The sequence below is a fragment of the Sphingobium sp. TomMM7A genome, assembly GCF_055397305.1.
This window is the reverse complement of the sequence record NZ_AP027311.1, coordinates 2,371,016-2,388,247: the sequence shown is the minus strand read 5'-3', so window position 1 is coordinate 2,388,247 and position 17,232 is coordinate 2,371,016. Positions and strand designations below refer to the sequence as shown.

Here is a 17,232-nt window from a genome sequence, read left to right as displayed (position 1 = left end):
ATTGACGGTCCTGGGGGCTGTGGCGGAGGGAGTACGTCCAAATGGTGAAAGGACAGCAGGGCCTTTCCTATATTTTCCCCAGTTCGTTGCGGATGAACAGCCGTTCCAGACTTTCACGCCTGGGCAGTCCGGAGGCCGCGATCGGCTCGCCGTCGAGCAGCGTCCTTCGGGCGGCGCGGCGGGCGAGGATATAACTGGGATCGAGGAGCGACAGGAAGGTCAGAAAGGGCGCCAGACCCGGCCAACGCAACTGGGCCAGGCGTCGTATATATTGAAGCCGCGCGCGGATTCCCCGCGTGAGGGCGCGTGGCACTTCCATGCCAAGCAACTTGCGCGCCGTGAGCAATTGGGTGCGCATCGCGTTGCGGGCATAGCCGGATTGGAAATGCCGGTTCAGCTCATCCCAATCATCCTGCTGGAAACGGCTGGCAAAGGACTGCATGTCCAGCAAATGGCGCAGGTCGATCCGGCCGCGCAAATAGTCCCTGCCCTTCAACTGGTCATGCAGCAGCAATATCGCGGTGCATGCAACCGGCGATGGCAGCAGGACTATCCCGCCCGCCAGTTCCAGCAGGGCGGCATTTTGCGCCAGGTCATCAAAGCTATAGGAGAGCGTGTTGATGCTGCCATAATCGGAGTGAAGGTCGATCGTCGCCGTATCCTGCGGGCGCGAGAGGACAACGGGCACGCCGGGCTGGGGATCGGGCATATCGGGGCAGTAATCGATGCCGCGCAGCTGATCGATCATGGGCAGGAAACGATCGGCGGGCACCATCAGGTCGATGTCCGCCAGCATCCGGGCGGCACGCTCGTCCGGTTGCGCATGGGCCAGCCATGCCGTGCCCTTCAGCAGGATCGGCGACACACCGGCCGCGTTCATGGTCGCGGCGGCTTCGTCCAGTTGCGCCATGATACGATCGTTACGGTCGCCATTACGTTTTTCCATCTCGGCGAAAAATGTCGCGACGTCCGATGGCAGCGCGGGAAAGCGTCCGGCTTTTCTAAGCCGCGCGGCCACGGCGGGGCTGCACAGGGTTTTGTTGGCGAGGGCAATGATGCGGGGCCAATCGGCATGCGAGGGTGTTTGGCCGCGCAGGCAGGACAAGAGGCCATTGAGGTGATCAAGCCGGATCACAAAATGCTCCCAGCAGAGCGGCCGCTTCATCCAGATCGTCATATTCCAGTTCGCAGGTCCGGGCGCCGCCGACGGCGCGGATCAGGCTGTCGATAGCGGGGCGGCTGGCCTTTCCGCTGCATGAGGCGGCTTCGGATAGCAGATGCTTGACCAGTGCCGTGGGACGTTGCGGGATCAGGCGAGCGGATGCGCCCTTCGTCCGCCGCAGCTTCAAGATCCAGCCCACCGGCAGGGGCGCTTGCCCCGAAGGCGGCGACAAGGCGAGGTAACGCACCCGCCGCCCATCGGGCCGCCAGTGGATCAGCGGCTGGAGTTGCCCCGGATAGCGCGCGGCCATCATCGGCCAGGCGCCCGATTTTACGGTTGGCAGAAAGGGAAGGCCCAGCACATGGCCGTCGGGTCCCAGCATGCTGATGTCATCGCCGTGATAGGCAAAGCCGCTGCCGATCAGCCACGAGGTCAGGGTCGTCTTCCCCGCCCCCGGCGGTCCGGTCAGCAGGAGCGCCTTTCCGTTGCGGCTGACGCAGGCTGCATGCAGCGCCAGGTTCCAGCGGGGATCATCGATGATGTCCTGGATGATCCGCGCCTTGACCAGGGTGGCGGCCTGAGGGAGTTGCAGGACAGAAGCATCGCCCGCATCACGGCTGAAGAGGCAAAGCCCGTTGCTTTGCCAGAGATGATAGATGGTGGAGGGCGGCGTTGAGGCCGCGTCCATTTGAAGATGGGCGAAAAGCGGCGCCACGTGCCGTACCAGCGCCTCATCATGATAGCGCAGCATGAGGGCGCTACTGCCGAGCGATATGGATTGCGTCAGGAGGGGCGCGGAGGCGGGCGGTCGGACAGTGACGTGGACCAGCCCGGAGTGGGACCATTCCGCCAGCACCGTGTCGAGCATGGACGCGGCCTGATCGACGCCCCGGTCGGCGACTTCCTGCGCGAGTTGCGACAGGGACACGCCATCCTCCAGGCGGCATCCGATATAGCCTGCTATCTGGTTCAGTTCATAAATGGCGTGCCGGGACTGCGATACGATCACCGGCTGATCGCCGATGAAAGTCATCGAAGTCCCGGGAGTAAGGCGCAGCATCAATTCCGCCCCATCAGGGCGCTCCGCCCATTCGCCATCAATCGGCTGAACCTTGGCGTTCAGTGTTTGCCGCCCTTGTTGCCCGGATTGCCGGGGCTGGTGCCGGGGCCGTCATTGATCGGCGGGTTGCCCGGGGGCTGGGGGTCGGGGCCATTGCCGACGCCATTATTCCCCTTGGGGCCGCCGCCGCCGCCGCCGCCCGATGCCGCGATTGCCTGTGACGACAGGGAGGTCGACAACATGATCGTCATCGCTGGGGGAACGGTCGCAGCGAAGCGACCGCAGGTCTTCAGAAAGCGGCGGCGATCTTCGGCCGCAGCCAAAATGGTGGGTTCCTCAGCCAAGGGTAGCCTCCTCTTTTTCAGGGTTGAGGCAAGCTACCACCTGGGTCGGGCCGACCGCACTGCTATGGCGGGGTATATCAGAAGGTATAACCCCCCCCGCCCTCTACAGCCTATGATATTTCAGGAGCTTGGTTGGATTATTCCGAAGCTGGCAGGTAAATCTCACCCCCCTTGTTTTTGAACGTCTCGCTCATTTCGGCCATGCCTTTTTCCGCGTCTTCGGCCGCGATGAATGAGTCGGCGGGTTGGTTCTGCTTCGCTGCGAAGTCCCGGACCTCCTGCGTGATCTTCATCGAGCAGAATTTGGGGCCGCACATGGAGCAGAAGTGCGCGGTCTTCGCGCCTTCGGCGGGCAGGGTCTGGTCGTGATATTTCTCCGCCGTGTCAGGATCGAGCGACAGGTTGAACTGGTCGCGCCAGCGGAATTCGAAGCGGGCGCGGCTGAGCGCGTCGTCGCGGACCTTGGCGGCGGGATGGCCCTTCGCCAGATCGGCAGCGTGGGCGGCGAGCTTGTAGGTGACGACGCCGACCTTCACGTCATCGCGGTCGGGCAGGCCCAGATGCTCCTTGGGCGTGACGTAGCAGAGCATCGCCGTGCCGTACCAGCCGATCATCGCCGCGCCGATACCGCTGGTGATATGGTCGTAACCCGGCGCGATGTCGGTGGTTAGCGGCCCCAATGTGTAGAAGGGCGCCTCGCCGCAGGCTTCGAGCTGCTTTTCCATATTCTGCTTGATCTTGTGCATCGGGACATGGCCCGGCCCTTCGATCATCACCTGCACATCCTGTTCCCAGGCGCGCTTGGTCAGTTCACCCAACGTGTAGAGTTCGGCAAACTGCGCTTCGTCATTGGCGTCCGCGATCGATCCAGGACGCAGGCCGTCGCCCAGCGAATAGGCGATGTCATACGCCTTCATGATCTCGGTGATCTCGTCGAAATGCTCGTAGAGGAAGCTTTCCTTGTGGTGCGCGAGGCACCATTTCGCCATGATCGACCCGCCGCGCGAGACGATGCCGGTGACGCGCTTGGCGGTCATCGGAATGTAAGGCAGGCGCACGCCCGCATGGATGGTGAAATAGTCGACGCCCTGCTCGGCCTGTTCGATGAGGGTGTCGCGGAAGATTTCCCAGGTCAGTTCCTCGGCAATGCCGCCGACCTTTTCCAGCGCCTGATAGATGGGCACGGTGCCGATCGGGACCGGCGAGTTACGCATGATCCATTCGCGGGTGTCGTGGATGTTACGGCCGGTCGACAGGTCCATCACCGTGTCCGCGCCCCAGCGGATCGACCAGACCAGCTTGTCGACTTCGCTCGCCACGTCGGAGGCGACCGCCGAATTGCCGATATTGGCGTTGATCTTCACCAGGAAGTTGCGGCCGATCGCCATCGGCTCGCTTTCCGCGTGGTTGATGTTCGACGGGATGATGGCGCGGCCGCGCGCAACTTCCTCGCGGACGAACTCAGGGGTCACATAGTCGGGGATTTCCGCGCCCCAGTCCTGACCATCGCGAACATATTCGGCGAGGCGGGCGCGGCCGAGATTCTCGCGCTCGGCGACATATTCCATCTCCGGCGTGATGATGCCGCGACGGGCATAGTGCATCTGGGAGACGTTCATGCCGGGCTTGGCGCGCAGGGGGCGCTTTACGACATGGGGGAAAGGCTGGACGCCGCCGCTGCGGTCGGGGCCTTTGAGGCCGTTATCCTCGGGCTGGATGGCGCGGGCGTCATATTCTTCCACATCGCCCCGGCCGATGATCCAGTCGCGGCGGAGCGTGGGCAGGCCCGCCATGATGTCGATGCGCGCATTGGGATCGGTGTAGGGGCCGGAGGTATCGTAGACGCGAACGGGCGGCTCGCCGCTGCCGGGTTCCAGGTCAATCTCACGCATGGCGACCTTGAGCGGGCCGACATGGATTTTACGGCTACCCCGAATGGGGCCGGTGGTGACTCGCATTTCGGTGCGGGCGGAAATGTCGGCCATGGTGGTGGTTCCTTTCAGGCGATGACGGTTGCGCGGCCGGTGAGGCCCGCGAGGAAGAGGAGGATGCCCAGGACGATGCTGACAGCGGCCCAGGCGCGGGTGAAGTTGAGGGACCAGCGGCCGATCCTGATGAGCGGCGCAGGGATGGCGAGCAGCAGGGCGCCCTCTATCAGTGCAACATAGCCGATCAGGCTGACGATGACGGCGAGTGGATCGGTCCAGATGCTGTGGATGAGGACGAGGGCTGTGCCTATCGCGAAGACGGGGAAGCCGAGCGTCATGACGAGGCCGGGCGAGCGTTCCAGATCGTCCATCATCGCGCACCAGCGGGTCGGCGCCATGAGGCCGCCGATGCCGACTACGATCATGTACAGGCCGATGGCTTCGGACAGGCGCAGGGTGAGGATGGAGATGGTGTCCATGGCAGCTCCGTCCTCCTCTTCTTCTTCGCTGGGCGGAAGGAGGACGCGGACATGCCTGTGACAAGCCCTCCCTCCCTACGCCGGTCTCATCCGGATCAGGTTCAACGGGTCGCAGCCACATCAGCCGCCTCTCAACCGCTTGTGAGCGGTCCCCCGGGGATTGGGTGGCGATAGCGGAAATGTGCAGGCGACGCCAGCCCATTGCGCTGGACATAAGGGGCGCTTTGCCGCTTTTATGGCAGGCGATGAAGCATCATGATCTGTCCACCAAGGAAGGGCGCAAGGCGCACCGGCATGAAATGCGCATGGTGGCTGTGCGGCCGAGGCGGTGGGGATTGTGGCTGTTGACCGCCGGGTTCCTGCTGGTGCTGACGCCGTCCGCGCTGGACGTGCATAGCCTGTTCGGGCTGTGGCCGCCGATGTTGGGGGCGATTTGCGTGATGATCGGCGTGCCGCTGCTGGTGGCGAGCGTTGTGTTGAAGCGGCGCTATGTGCGGGAGCGCGCGGCGGGACAGGTGATGGTGGGGCGGGTTAGGGGTTGAGGCGGTTTCTGCTCCCCTCCCGCAAGCGGGAGGGGCCGGGGGTGGGCCTGCGCAACATCTGCTTACTTTAGGGCGCTGGCGATGAAGCTCGCTTCGCTCGCGCCCACCCCTAACCCCTCCCGCCTGCGGGAGGGGAATAATTAGGTCTCGAACATCAACTTCATGCCCGTCCTGGGCCTGATCGTCAGGCGGCTGATCGGCTCCGGCTTGAATCCTTCCGGCACGGACAGGCGGTAGCGGCGCAGGACGCTGGCGATGACGGTCATCACCTCTTGCTGGGCAAAGCCTGCGCCCACACAGACGCGGGGGCCGCGGCCGAAGGGGAACCAGGCCTGTTTCACCATCTCGGCATTGGCGGGGTCGTCGAAGCGATCGGGATCGAAGCTGTGCGGGCAGCCCCAATTATCCTTATTGCGCTGGGTGAGCCAAGGCGCGACGACCAGCATCGCTCCCTCCTCAAGATTCTTGTCGCGCATCGGCATGGGGCAAGGCACTTCTCTGGGCAAGAAGGCGACGGGGGGATAGAGGCGCAACGTTTCGCGGAAGATGTTGCGGACATGGCCCATGTCCTTGAGCATTGCGGCGGTGAGCGCCTCCTGGTCCGCCAGCGCCACGACTTCGGCGCGCGCGGCATTCTGGATATGGGCGCATTCGGCCAGCATATAGAGCGCCCAGGTCATGGTGCTGGCCGATGTTTCATGGCCCGCGAGGAAGACGGTCGAGACCTGATCCATCACCTGTTGCAGGGTGAAGGGATCGCCGGTTTCGGGATGCTTCGCCTCGATCAGCGACTGGAGAATGTCCTTGTGCGGGGCCTCGCCGCGCTCATGAAAGCCCTGGTAGCGGGCCTCGACGATCGGGCGGAATACGTCGTGGATCGCCTTGGCGGGCTTCAGCGACCGCTGCTCGAACCAGCGCGCAGGAAAGCCGTAGAGGCGTAGCATCGAGGCGCTGTGGGCGTAGCGCTGGAACTTGCCGAAGGCGTTGTGGATGATGTTGGAGCGATGCTCGTCCAGCGCCTCCGAAAAGAGCGTACGGAAGATGATGTCGGCCGCGACATGGGTCATCATCGGGTCGATATTGACGGGCTTGGTACGGTCGGCGGCATCGATGCGGGCCAGTAGTTCGTCGGCCGCTGCTACCATCAACGGCATGGACCTGTGCAGCGCTGTGTGGGCGAAGGCCGGGTTCACCATCGCGCGCTGGCTTTCCCAATCCTCGCCATTGGCGGAAAAAACGCTGTTGCCGATCAGGGGCGACAGGTTGCGGACCAGTTCGCGATGCTTGGGGAAGGTGGTGCCGCCGCGCAGTATCTTGTCCACCAGCGGCAGTTCGTTCGCGATGTACATGATCTGGCCGGGCATGCGGATTTCGCCCAGCTTCATCGTGTAGCTTTTTTCGAACAGTACATGAATCCAGCTGTGCCAGCCGCGCAGGAAGCGCTTCATCAGGCCGCGCTTGGTCCGGGGCGGCTGTGGATAGGGAGGCGTGAAGGGTTCAGTCACGGGATAGCCCTGAATGCGGCGATGGCTTCGTCAATGGTGCGACGGCCTGCGGTCAGGCTGACATAATCGACGGGCGACAAGCGATCGCCGACGCGCAGATAATCGAAATGCGCTTCATATTTGTTCGACCAGCCGCTGTGATAATTTTCCGGGTCGTAGAAGAGGTGGAAGCGCGGCGAGAGTAGATCGACGCGGGCGGCGCAGCGATCCGATACGAGGCGAATGGGGTGCACGTCGTGATAGGCTGCGCCATCGGGGGGCGCGGAGAAATCGACGAGGCGGAATTGCCCCTCGTCCAGCGCCTTGAGGTCGGCATGATACCAGCGCGCGTCCTTGCGCAGGGCGATGACGGGGACGACTTGGCCCAGCGTCAGGGCGGTGAAGTTGTCCGGCAACGGTCTACCCTCGCGCAGCTCCAAGATGCGGCGAAGGACGCTCATGGCGTATATGGTGCCGTTGCTGTGGGAGGCGAAGATGACTTCGTCCCACGGGCCGTCCATCTCCTGCGCGATTCGGGCGGCGAACTGATCGAGGCGAGCGTCCATTTCCTCGCCGGGACCGCGCGCGGCGACGCTGTGGTTGTAGTACATGAAGCGCAGCAGCCAGGGGACAATTAGTTTGTTAAGCAATCGGCCGGAGAGTAGCGCGCTGATACCGATGCCGATCAGCGCTGCCGCCCAGAAGGGCATGAACAGCGACAGCAGCAAGGCGGGGATTAGCGCCAGCGCGAGCGGGATCAGGATGGCGAGCAGCGGGGGGTAGAGGATGGTGATGACCGGGCCGGGGCGCAGCTTCCGCATCCGCAGGAACTGCATGTGGCGGGCGTGGGCGGCGTAGGTGGCGATCGATCTCCAGGCGAGGAGCAGCGGGTTGCGGATCCAAACCTTGCCGACCAAATCCTCCCAGCGGAGGAATTCATAGTCGGTTTCGACCCCGGCGCTGTGGTTGGTGACGGTCCAGATCGCGGACGAGGCCGGGCCTGACCGGCGCGCGCTCACCTCCACCTGCTCGCCCGAGAAGCGCGCATAGCGCTCCGCCTGCTCCCGATAGAGTTGGTGATAAAAACGCACCCCGCGCGGATCGAAACCGCCAAGGTAGAAGACTTTACGCTTGAACTTCTGCACGGCCCTGTTCCACATCGGGCCATGACGACACCCGAACGCGATTACTGCTATTTCATAGATCACCGCAAATACAACCGAAACATCGGCTGCCGGAAACATGACAATGCCTATGGCATCAATGGCGGCGGCAGCGAGCGGGACCGTTGGCGGGCGGATTTAGCCTTTTACCGGCATATGCGGAGCAACGGCGATCCGATGGCGCTGCCTGCGCTGCTCGCCTGCCTGGCGTTCGGCTGGTTTTGCTGGAACTATCATCCGGGCAAGGGGCTGTGGCGGGGACAGCTCTTGCGCCGTTTTGCGAAAGCGCCGAAGTGAGCGGCATGACACAGCAACGCCATGTTTCGATCGGGCCGGTGACGATCGGCAATGACCTGCCCTTCGTCCTGATTTCCGGCCCCTGCCAGATTGAGAGCCGCGATCATGCGATGATGATGGCGGAAAAGCTGGCGGAGATGGCGGGAAAGGCAGGCGTGCCGTTCATCTTCAAATCCTCCTTCGACAAGGCGAACCGGACTTCGGTGTCGGGCCAGCGTGGCGTGGGGATCGATGCAGGGCTGGCGATCTTGGCTGAGGTGAAGGCACAGTTGGGCTGTCCCGTGCTGACTGATGTGCATGAGGCCGGTCAGGTGGAGGCGGCGGCGCAGGCGGTGGACATTTTGCAAATCCCGGCATTCCTGTGTCGTCAGACGGACTTGTTGCTGGCGGCCGGGCGGACTGGGGCTGTGGTGAATGTGAAGAAGGGGCAGTTCCTTGCTCCCTGGGACATGGCGGCGGTGGCGCAGAAGGTCGCTTCCACCGGCAATGAGCGGATATTGCTGACCGAGCGCGGCGCGAGCTTTGGCTACAATACATTGGTCAGCGATATGCGGTCGCTGCCGGTGATGGGTGAGACCGGCTATCCGGTGGTGTTCGACGCGACCCATTCCGTGCAGCAGCCGGGCGGGTTGGGGTCAGCTTCGGGCGGACAGCGGGAGTTCGCGCCCGTTCTGGCACGCAGTGCGGTTGCGGCGGGCGTTGCGGCGGTGTTTGCCGAGGCGCATGAGGATCCTGACAATGCGCCTTCGGATGGGCCGGTCATGCTGCCGCTGGAGTGGATGGGGCCGCTGCTTGGGAAGTTGAAGGCTATCGATGAGGTGGTGAAGGGCTGAGTACGCCTCTCTCATCCCCGTTCGCCCTGAGCTTGTCGAGCCGAAGGCCGGCGAAGCCAACGGCTCCACTTCTTTTGAGATAAGTGAAGGGCTTCGACAGGCTCAGCCCGAACGGTGAAAGGTCGTCCCCTATATCAAGGCCGCGTCTGGCCCGTCCCGCGCACCAGCCATTTGTAGGTGGTTAGACCTTCCAACGCTACCGGGCCGCGCGCGTGGAGGCGGCCGGTTGAGATGCCGATCTCCGCGCCAAGGCCGAACTCGCCGCCGTCGGCGAATTGAGTGGAGGCGTTCCACATGACGATCGCGCTGTCTACGGCGTTGAGGAAGCGCTCGGCTTTCGCCGCGTCTTCGGTAATGATCGCGTCCGTGTGATGGCTGGCGTGAGCGGCAATATGAGCGAGCGCTTCGTCCAGCCCATCGACCAGCCGCACGGAAACGATGGCGTCGAGATATTCGGTATCCCAATCCTCGTCCGACGCAGCAATCACGCGCGCGTCCATCGCCTGCACCGCCGCGTCGCCGCGCACTTCGCACTTAGCGTCGAGCAGGGCCTTCACGATGGTGGGTGCTGCGCTGAATGCCTTGTCGATCAGCACCGTTTCGGTCGCGCCGCAGATGCCCGTCCGGCGCATCTTGGCGTTGACGATCAGCTTGGCCGCCATGTCCGGATCGGCCGCGCCATCGACATAGCTGTGGTTGATGCCGTCGAGATGCGCGAGCACGGGCACGCGCGCTTCCTCCTGCACGCGCGCAACCAGACTCTTGCCCCCGCGCGGGACGATCAGGTCGATGAAGTCAGACGCCTTGAGCAATGCGCCCACGGCGGCGCGATCCGTCGTCGGCACCAACTGCACTGCGTCGGCAGGGAGGCCCGCAGCCGCAATGCCCTCCGCCATGGCGGCATGGATGGCGCGGTTGCTTTCCTTCGCCTCGCTGCCACCACGCAGAATGACCGCGTTGCCCGCGCGCAGGCACAGCGCGGCGGCGTCGGCGGTCACATTGGGGCGGCTTTCATAGATGATGCCGATCACGCCCAAGGGCACGCGGACGCGGGACAGTTCCATGCCGTTGGGCCGGACCTGCTTGTCGATGACACTGCCGAGCGGATTGTCGAGGCTCGCGACCTGATCGACGCCAGCGGCCGTTGCCGCCACGCGGGCTTCATCGAGACGCAGACGGTCGAGCATGGCTGGCGAGAGACCATTGGCGGCGGCGTTTTCCACGTCGCGCGCGTTCGCGGCAAGGATTTGCGGCGCCTGATCCCGAAGCGCCTGAGCGGCACGGCGCAGGGCGTCGATCTTCTGCGCGTCGCTTGCGCTGGCCAGCGTCGCGGCAGCGGCACGGGCGCGCGCACCCATCGCGGCAATCAGCATTTCGGGAGTCTGGGTCAGGTCATTCATCTGGTCGAGCCTTTCGCCCGCGCCCTTAGCATGAAAGCGTGACGGGGCGAAAGGCGCCGGTGGGCTTTGGCTCTACTATAGCATTACGGAGTTTATCTCGCGATCCAACCAATATCCCGGACGGAGCTTGTGGAAGCCCTCCACCTAATTTGAAGAGAAGAAAGGCCCTTCGACAAGCTTAGGGCGAACGGGGTGGGATGATATTTCAGGCAGCCTGCGCCAGACTTTCCGCCTTCAGCGCGCGGAAGGTGCGGCAGGGCGGAATGTTGCGCCATTCGACCCGCTCGGCGATCTGGTTGAACTGCCCGGTGAGCAGCCGACGTACGAAGGCAGAATATTGATAGACCAGAAACTCGCCGCCGGGTCGCAACGCCCGCTGCGTTTCCGCGCAGATGAGTTCGCCGACGCCATCCGGCAGGGTGGAGAAGGGGATCCCCGAGAGGATATAATCAGCCTGCCGGTGTCCGGCCTCAACAATGAAGCGGCGCACATCCGCCGCCGACCCATGTACGACCCGCAGGCGGGGATCGTCGATCTGCGCTTCGAGCCATGCGACGAAGTCAAGGTTAAGATCAATCGCCACCAGTTTCGCGTCCGGGTGCATGCGCTCCAATATCGGGCGGGTGAAGGTGCCGACGCCCGGCCCATATTCCACGAACAGGCGCGTATGCTGCCAATCCACCCGGTCCAGCATGCTGTTCACCAGTGCAGCCGAAGAGGGGATCACGGAACCGATCATCCCGGGATGCTTCACGAACTGGCGGAAAAACATGCTCCACTGACCCAGGAATGACGCCGGATCTGCTTTTTTCTTCAACGGAATGGAGGCCATCAATACTCGCCTGTTTGCCTTCACGTCTGGGCCTTGCAAATATCGGCAAGCCTGGCAAGCCGCTTTGCATGCTGGCGGGCATATTGCCCGGCCATGGGTAAGCGAACGCGCGGACTGCGGATGGGTTCAATCCGCAATCCGCTAGCCCTTGTTAAGACTGCGATTCGCGGGATCGGAGCATCCCCGGCGCCACAAAGCCGATGGGGTCTACCCGCATAGCGCTCTGCTTCAGCTGGGATTGAATCTTTTCATATTCATGCTCCATTTCCGGCGTCACCGACGCGCGGGTTTCCTCAAGCGCCTCTTTGAAATGCGCTTGCTCGACCCGCTCCACCGACAGGGATTGGCGCAGCGCGATCAGACCGGCGCGGCGGACCAGATCTTCCAGGTCGGCGCCGGTGAACCGCTCCGTCCGCTCCGCCAGATCGTCAAGGTCGACATCCTCACCCAGCGGCATCTTGCCGGTATGGATCGTCAGGATGCGCCTGCGCCCTGCCTTGTCGGGCACGGGAACATAGATGAGCTCGTCGAAACGGCCCGGCCGCAGCAGCGCCGGGTCGATCAGCGTCGGCCGGTTGGTCGCGCCGATGACGACGACCGATTGCAGTTCTTCCAGCCCATCCATCTCGGAGAGGATGGTGTTCACCACCCGCTCCGTCACCGCCGGTTCGCCAAGGCCGCCGCCACGGGCGGGGACGAGGCTGTCCAGCTCATCGATGAAGATGACCGTGGGCGCCACCTGCCTCGCGCGGGCGAACAGGCGGGCAATCTGCTGTTCGCTTTCGCCATACCATTTAGACAGCAGGTCGCTGGACTTGGTCGCGATGAAGTTCGCCTGAGCCTCTCGTGCGACCGCCTTGGCCAGCAGCGTCTTGCCCGTGCCCGGAGGGCCGTAGAGCAGGAAGCCCTTGGCCGGACGGATGCCGATCCGCCGGAAGGCGTCGGGGTCTTTCAGCGGCAGCTCCACCCCTTCCTTCAAGCGCATCTGCGCTTCGTCCAGACCGCCAATGTCGGACCAGCCGATATTGGGCGCCTGCACCATCACCTCGCGCATGGCCGATGGCTGGACGCGCTTGATCGCCGCCATGAAGTCTTCGCGCGTGACGGATAGCTCCTCCAGCACGTCGGGCGGGATGATCCCTTCCTCCAGATTGAGGCGCGGCATGAAACGGCGCACCGTCTCGATCGCCGCCTCCCGCGTGAGCGCCGCCAGATCCGCGCCAACAAAGCCATAGGTCATCCGCGCGAGTTCACCGAGATCGACGCCTTCGGCCAGCGGCATGCCGCGGGTATGGATGCCCATGATCTCACGACGCCCACGCTCATCGGGAACGCCGACGATGATCTCGCGGTCGAAGCGGCCGGGGCGGCGCAACGCCTCGTCGATCGCCTCTGGCCGGTTGGTTGCGGCGATGACGACCAGATTGGTACGCGGCTCCAGCCCGTCCATTAGGGTCAGTAGCTGGGCCACCAGCCGCTTTTCGGTTTCGCCGGTCACGCTGCCGCGCTTGGGCGCGATCGAATCGATCTCGTCTATGAACAGGATCGAGGGGGAGGACTTGGCCGCTGCCTCGAATATTTCGCGCAGCTGCTTTTCCGATTCGCCATAGGCCGATCCCATGATCTCCGGCCCGTTAATCAGGAAGAACTCAGCCTCCGATTCATTGGCGACGGCGCGGGCGAGGCGCGTCTTGCCCGTTCCCGGCGGGCCATGGAGCAGCACGCCCTTGGGCGGGTCGACGCCCAGCCGTTCGAACAATTCAGGGTAGCGGAGCGGCAGCTCCACCATTTCGCGCAGTTGGTCGATCGCTTCAGCCATGCCGCCAACATCGTCATAGGTGACATCGGCGCGCCGGGACTCCTTGGGCTCCTCATATTCGGCGCGCAGGTCGATCTCGGTATCGACGTCGATCTGCACGTACCCCTTGGGCGTCGTGGACACCACCACCAGCCTGATTTCCTGAAGCGCATAGGCGGGCGCGGCGAGCATCTGGCGTAGCTGCGGGGGCATGTCGTTCGGCGGGACCTGCTGTTGGCCTGCCGTTGCAACGATGTCGCCAGCCGCGAGCGGACGCTGGAAGAAAACACGCTTCAACGCTTCTGGATTGCCCTGAAGCCGGAGATTATTTTGTGCAGGCGCGAACACAACCCGCTGCGCGGCGCGCGGCTCGATCTTGGTTACATGCACGAAATCGCCCGATCCGACCCCGGCATTAGCGCGCTGCAACCCGTCGAGACGAAGGACATCGAGCCCCTCATCTTCCTTGTAAGGGCGGACCACGCGGGCAGGCGTCGACCGCTTCCCCGCGATCTCGATCACGTCGCCCTCGGACAGATGAAGTTCCGCCATCACCGCCAGCGGAATGCGCGCAAGCCCGCGTCCTGCGTCTTCGGGTCGCGCATTTGCTACCTGAATTCGGCGTTCCGCGCTTTCCTGTTCGGCCATTGCCATCCCCATTCTTGTCACTGCGTAACGAGATAGGAAACGCCAGTCGCCAAGGAAAGGGGCCATCGATCATGACGGACCGCGACAAAAAAAAGGGCCGACCCGAAGGCCAGCCCGAAAAGTTTTAGGAGAGGATGCCTGAAAGGCCTTTCCTATGTGCGGTGCAGCATGATATTTTGCAATTGCGAAAAGAACGAGACAGTTGCAAAATTTGCATCTTACCGGTTGACGCTTTTTCATGCTGGTGAAAAGAGGATGACTTGGGATAGGCCGCTCAACCTTCGAAGCGTACCGATGACGCGTCGCAACAGAGTTATGGCTTAGCTACAGATCGATTATGCGCAGACTGCCGCCCCTTACCGCCCTAGAGGCCTTTGTTCAGGTAGCCCGTCTTGGCTCGGTCAAGGCTGCGGCTGAAGAACTGGCACTGTCCACGCCCGCGCTCAGTCGCCGCGTTCAGGCGCTGGAACGATTCATCGGCCGCCCGCTGTTCGACCGCAAGCATCAGGCGCTGGAAATCAATGCCGATGGCCAGAAGCTGCTCGACGACATCGCGCCCGCGCTGGATTCGCTGAGCCAGGCGCTGGAGAATATTCAGAGCGGCGGCAACCAGCTTCGCCTGCGCCTCGCGGTGATGCCGCTGTTCGCGACGCAGCGGCTGTTCCCCCATCTGGGCGCGTTGCGGCAGAAGCATCCGCAATTGCACATCGACATCGAAACGACGCCGCATGCGGTCGCGCGGCTGGGCGAAGGGCTGGACGCCGCGATCGTGCTTGCGAAGGATATCGATCCGGCGCTCTATGCCCATGAGCTGGACCATGACGAAGTTTATCTGATCGGCCGCAAGGCGCTGCTCGAATCGCCGCAGAAGATCGCGACTCCCGCGGACCTGGCGGAGCACACCATCCTGCTTCATCGCGACATGAACCTTTCGTTCGAGGCGTGGAAGGAAGCGGTGGGGTTGCCGGACCTGCAACCGCTCGCGATCGACAATTATGATTCGGGCCAGTTGATGCTGGAGGCGGCGGCGCAGGGCCTGGGCGTCGCGGTGATGCATGCGAGCCACTTCAAGGAAGCGGACGACGCACGCCTCGTTCGCCTGTTCCCCGAAACGCGGGTGGAAAGCCCCTATCGCTATTATTTCGTCTGTCGGCCCCGCGCCTTGCAGACTCGCGCGGTGCGCATTTTCCGTGACTGGCTGATCGCGGCGGATATCTGATCGACGCCAATATTGTCGGTGGATCGGGGGGCTGGGCGTTTTTTTGATTCCCGCGCTCTTAACCTTAGTCAGTTCGGTCCGTTATTACCGGCATGACTGGGGCATCATCATCCGCAAACGCGCAGCACGGCCTGGCCGATCGTCTGACTCGATGGGCTCGCGGCCTGTCGGGCAAACCGGACGCAGAGGAAGAGACGGACGAAGCCGAACCCCAGCGCGCCCGTTCTGGCAGCACCGCGCATCGCGAGATCAATCGGCGCCGCAAGCTGTATGACGAGATCGGCAATTTCCTGTTCGCGCACGATCTTGACCTGACGCCGCTGAATTTCGGCGTTGCGCATGATTATTTGACCGGGTCGCAGATCGGCGTGGAAAAGGCGATCAAGGCGGTGCTGGCGGAGCGTGGCAAGATCAGCAACAGCTGGGTCGAAGAAATCGTGGCGGAGCAGCGCGGGGACGAGGTGACGCCCGAGGCGCTGTCCACCATGCTGGCGAAGGTCGAGGAGAATCTGTCCGAATTTACCGGCCTGATGACCGAATCGCGCAATTCCGCGAAGGATTATGGCGCGGCGCTGCAGGAAGAAGTGAAGGGCCTTGCCGCTGGCGCGAAAAATGAACCCGTCCTCGCGCGGCTGGTAGCCCTTACGCGGTCCATGGTCGAAAAGACCCGTCAGGTCGAAGGCCAGCTACGCCAGAACCAGAAGCAGAACCATGCGCTGCGCTCCAGCCTCGCCAATGCGCGGCGGGCGGCAGAGCATGACCATCTGACGGGCCTGCCCAACCGGCGCGCTTTTGAAAGCACATTGCGAGAAGAGGTGGCGATGGCCCGGAAGGAAGGCCAGCCGCTGGCCGTCGCCTTCTGCGATATCGATCATTTCAAGGTGATCAACGATACGCACGGCCATGACACGGGCGACCGCGTGCTGAAGTTCGTCGCGGGGCTGCTGGCCAAGGCAAGTAATGACCAATGCCATGTCGCGCGGCACGGCGGCGAGGAGTTCGTCATGCTGTTTCGCGGCAAGACGGCGGCGGAGGCGTGCGAGGCGGTGGACGATGTCCGGCGGGACCTCGCCACGCGCAGCCTGGTCAACCGCACCAATGGCGAACGCATGGAACGGGTCAGCTTTTCGGCGGGCGTTGCCAATGTGCTGACCCATGACGACCCGCGCGCGGCGCTGAAGGCGGCCGACCGGGCGTTGTATCTGGCCAAGGAGCATGGCCGGAACCGCGTCTATCTCGCGGTTGAGGGCGAATGACTCCCTAAAAATCCGGCTTTTCATAATGGGGCGGCGGGGTAATGACCTCCATCCGCTCCGACAGCAGGGGCCGGAAGGACGGGCGCGACTTGAAGCCTGCATACCAGCGCTTCACCGTCTCATGTCCAGCCCAGTCTATGCCGCCCAGATAGTCCGCGACTGAAAGGTGCGCGGCCGCCGCGATGTCGGCAAGGCTCATCGTGCCACCCGCCATCCAGCTGCGGTGATCGAGCAGATAATCCATATAATCCATATGGACATTGGCGCGCTTCATCGCCTCGCGCAGCACCCGCGCATCGGGTGGCGCGCGTTCGATCAGCCGTTTCTTCATCCGCTCATGCAGCAGCGGGCCGACGACGTCGCCGTAGAAATTCTGGTCGAAAAAGGCGACGAGCCGCCGCACCTCCGCCCGGCCCGCAGCCGTGCCGGAGATCAGCGGGAATTTCTCGACCGTCTCCTCGAAATATTCGCAGATCGCCTGGCTGTCGATCAGCGTCGATCCCTTTTCCTGATCAACCATGACGGGCGTCGTCCCGGCGGGGTTGAGATCCAGAAACTCGTCGCGCGCTTCCCAGGGCGATTCGCGTACCAGATCATAGCCGATCCCCTTTTCGCCAAGCAGCAGGCGCACCTTGCGGGAGAAGGGACAAAGCGGGAATTGGAAGAGCTGCCACATGGCATCCTGTTAAGCGGAGGCGGCGCCTGCGAAAAGCGGCAAATTGGGTGGTCACTCCTTTAATGCGCGGCGAAAATGGTGGAAACTTTGGCGGCAGCGGAACGATCCGGG

At 63.3% G+C, this 17,232-nt stretch carries 16 protein-coding genes and 1 riboswitch; of the genes, 5 read left to right on the top strand and 11 right to left on the bottom strand.

Annotated elements, in window-relative coordinates:
- Window positions 1-67: 67 nt before the first annotated feature.
- The 5 genes from ACZ5ZH_RS11915 to ACZ5ZH_RS11895 form a co-directional block, all read right to left on the bottom strand.
- On the bottom strand, window positions 68-1,135 hold the full coding sequence (locus tag ACZ5ZH_RS11915; protein WP_464771642.1) for a nucleotidyltransferase family protein: 1,068 nt from the start codon (window positions 1,133-1,135) through the stop codon (window positions 68-70).
- Window positions 1,122-2,222: a hypothetical protein gene (locus ACZ5ZH_RS11910; RefSeq protein ID WP_464775186.1), complete on the bottom strand. Its 1,101-nt coding sequence runs from the start codon at window positions 2,220-2,222 to the stop codon at window positions 1,122-1,124. The genes ACZ5ZH_RS11915 and ACZ5ZH_RS11910 overlap by 14 nt, the downstream gene beginning before the upstream one ends.
- Before the next feature lie 59 nt (window positions 2,223-2,281).
- Window positions 2,282-2,566, bottom strand: a complete 285-nt coding sequence (locus ACZ5ZH_RS11905) for a hypothetical protein (RefSeq protein WP_449470733.1) — start codon at window positions 2,564-2,566, stop codon at window positions 2,282-2,284.
- Window positions 2,567-2,703: 137 nt separating this feature from the next.
- Window positions 2,704-4,551: a phosphomethylpyrimidine synthase ThiC gene (gene thiC, locus ACZ5ZH_RS11900; RefSeq protein WP_460987150.1), complete on the bottom strand. Its 1,848-nt coding sequence runs from the start codon at window positions 4,549-4,551 to the stop codon at window positions 2,704-2,706.
- Between the two features lie 14 nt (window positions 4,552-4,565).
- Window positions 4,566-4,973, bottom strand: coding sequence for a DUF2065 family protein (locus ACZ5ZH_RS11895; protein ID WP_464771640.1), 408 nt, complete (start codon window positions 4,971-4,973; stop codon window positions 4,566-4,568).
- A gap of 55 nt (window positions 4,974-5,028) precedes the next feature.
- Window positions 5,029-5,139, bottom strand: a riboswitch (TPP riboswitch).
- A 79-nt stretch (window positions 5,140-5,218) separates the two neighbouring features.
- On the opposite strand from ACZ5ZH_RS11895, the gene ACZ5ZH_RS11890 reads away from it, so the two are divergent.
- The gene (locus ACZ5ZH_RS11890) at window positions 5,219-5,515 is read left to right on the top strand and encodes a hypothetical protein (protein ID WP_196225045.1); all 297 of its coding nucleotides are present in this window, start codon (window positions 5,219-5,221) and stop codon (window positions 5,513-5,515) included.
- A gap of 140 nt (window positions 5,516-5,655) precedes the next feature.
- Here the strand turns inward: ACZ5ZH_RS11890 and ACZ5ZH_RS11885 are convergent, their stop codons facing one another.
- Together ACZ5ZH_RS11885 and ACZ5ZH_RS11880 are read right to left on the bottom strand one after the other, a co-directional pair.
- Window positions 5,656-7,020 carry a cytochrome P450 gene (locus ACZ5ZH_RS11885; protein WP_464771639.1) on the bottom strand — a complete coding sequence of 455 codons (1,365 nt, stop codon included), beginning with the start codon at window positions 7,018-7,020 and terminating at the stop codon, window positions 5,656-5,658.
- Window positions 7,017-8,144: a tudor domain-containing protein gene (locus ACZ5ZH_RS11880; RefSeq protein ID WP_464771638.1), complete on the bottom strand. Its 1,128-nt coding sequence runs from the start codon at window positions 8,142-8,144 to the stop codon at window positions 7,017-7,019. The genes ACZ5ZH_RS11885 and ACZ5ZH_RS11880 overlap by 4 nt, the downstream gene beginning before the upstream one ends.
- Window positions 8,145-8,165: 21 nt before the next feature.
- Here ACZ5ZH_RS11880 and ACZ5ZH_RS11875 point away from each other — a divergent pair, with 21 nt between their 5' ends.
- Together ACZ5ZH_RS11875 and kdsA are read left to right on the top strand one after the other, a co-directional pair.
- Complete coding sequence (locus ACZ5ZH_RS11875) at window positions 8,166-8,459, top strand: hypothetical protein (RefSeq protein WP_464771637.1); 294 nt, start codon at window positions 8,166-8,168, stop codon at window positions 8,457-8,459.
- 5 nt (window positions 8,460-8,464) lie between these two features.
- Window positions 8,465-9,292, top strand: a complete 828-nt coding sequence (kdsA, locus tag ACZ5ZH_RS11870) for a 3-deoxy-8-phosphooctulonate synthase (RefSeq protein WP_464771636.1) — start codon at window positions 8,465-8,467, stop codon at window positions 9,290-9,292.
- A gap of 134 nt (window positions 9,293-9,426) precedes the next feature.
- On the opposite strand, the gene ACZ5ZH_RS11865 is transcribed toward kdsA, so the two are convergent.
- The 3 genes from ACZ5ZH_RS11865 to ACZ5ZH_RS11855 all read right to left on the bottom strand — a co-directional run bounded on the left by ACZ5ZH_RS11865 (window position 9,427) and on the right by ACZ5ZH_RS11855 (window position 13,970).
- Window positions 9,427-10,692: a glutamate-5-semialdehyde dehydrogenase gene (locus ACZ5ZH_RS11865; RefSeq protein WP_449470726.1), complete on the bottom strand. Its 1,266-nt coding sequence runs from the start codon at window positions 10,690-10,692 to the stop codon at window positions 9,427-9,429.
- Window positions 10,693-10,897: 205 nt separating this feature from the next.
- Window positions 10,898-11,524 (bottom strand): class I SAM-dependent methyltransferase, encoded by a 627-nt coding sequence (locus ACZ5ZH_RS11860; RefSeq protein ID WP_464771635.1) that lies wholly within the window; start codon window positions 11,522-11,524, stop codon window positions 10,898-10,900.
- Between the two features lie 151 nt (window positions 11,525-11,675).
- Window positions 11,676-13,970: a CDC48 family AAA ATPase gene (locus ACZ5ZH_RS11855; RefSeq protein WP_464771634.1), complete on the bottom strand. Its 2,295-nt coding sequence runs from the start codon at window positions 13,968-13,970 to the stop codon at window positions 11,676-11,678.
- A gap of 337 nt (window positions 13,971-14,307) precedes the next feature.
- On the opposite strand from ACZ5ZH_RS11855, the gene ACZ5ZH_RS11850 reads away from it, so the two are divergent.
- Both ACZ5ZH_RS11850 and ACZ5ZH_RS11845 read left to right on the top strand, forming a co-directional pair.
- Window positions 14,308-15,189, top strand: coding sequence for a LysR substrate-binding domain-containing protein (locus tag ACZ5ZH_RS11850; RefSeq protein ID WP_449470721.1), 882 nt, complete (start codon window positions 14,308-14,310; stop codon window positions 15,187-15,189).
- 92 nt (window positions 15,190-15,281) lie between these two features.
- Window positions 15,282-16,445 (top strand): GGDEF domain-containing protein, encoded by a 1,164-nt coding sequence (locus tag ACZ5ZH_RS11845; RefSeq protein WP_464771633.1) that lies wholly within the window; start codon window positions 15,282-15,284, stop codon window positions 16,443-16,445.
- Between the two features lie 4 nt (window positions 16,446-16,449).
- On the opposite strand, the gene ACZ5ZH_RS11840 is transcribed toward ACZ5ZH_RS11845, so the two are convergent.
- The gene (locus tag ACZ5ZH_RS11840; RefSeq protein ID WP_196225035.1) at window positions 16,450-17,121 is read right to left on the bottom strand and encodes a glutathione S-transferase family protein; all 672 of its coding nucleotides are present in this window, start codon (window positions 17,119-17,121) and stop codon (window positions 16,450-16,452) included.
- Window positions 17,122-17,232 lie beyond the last annotated feature (111 nt).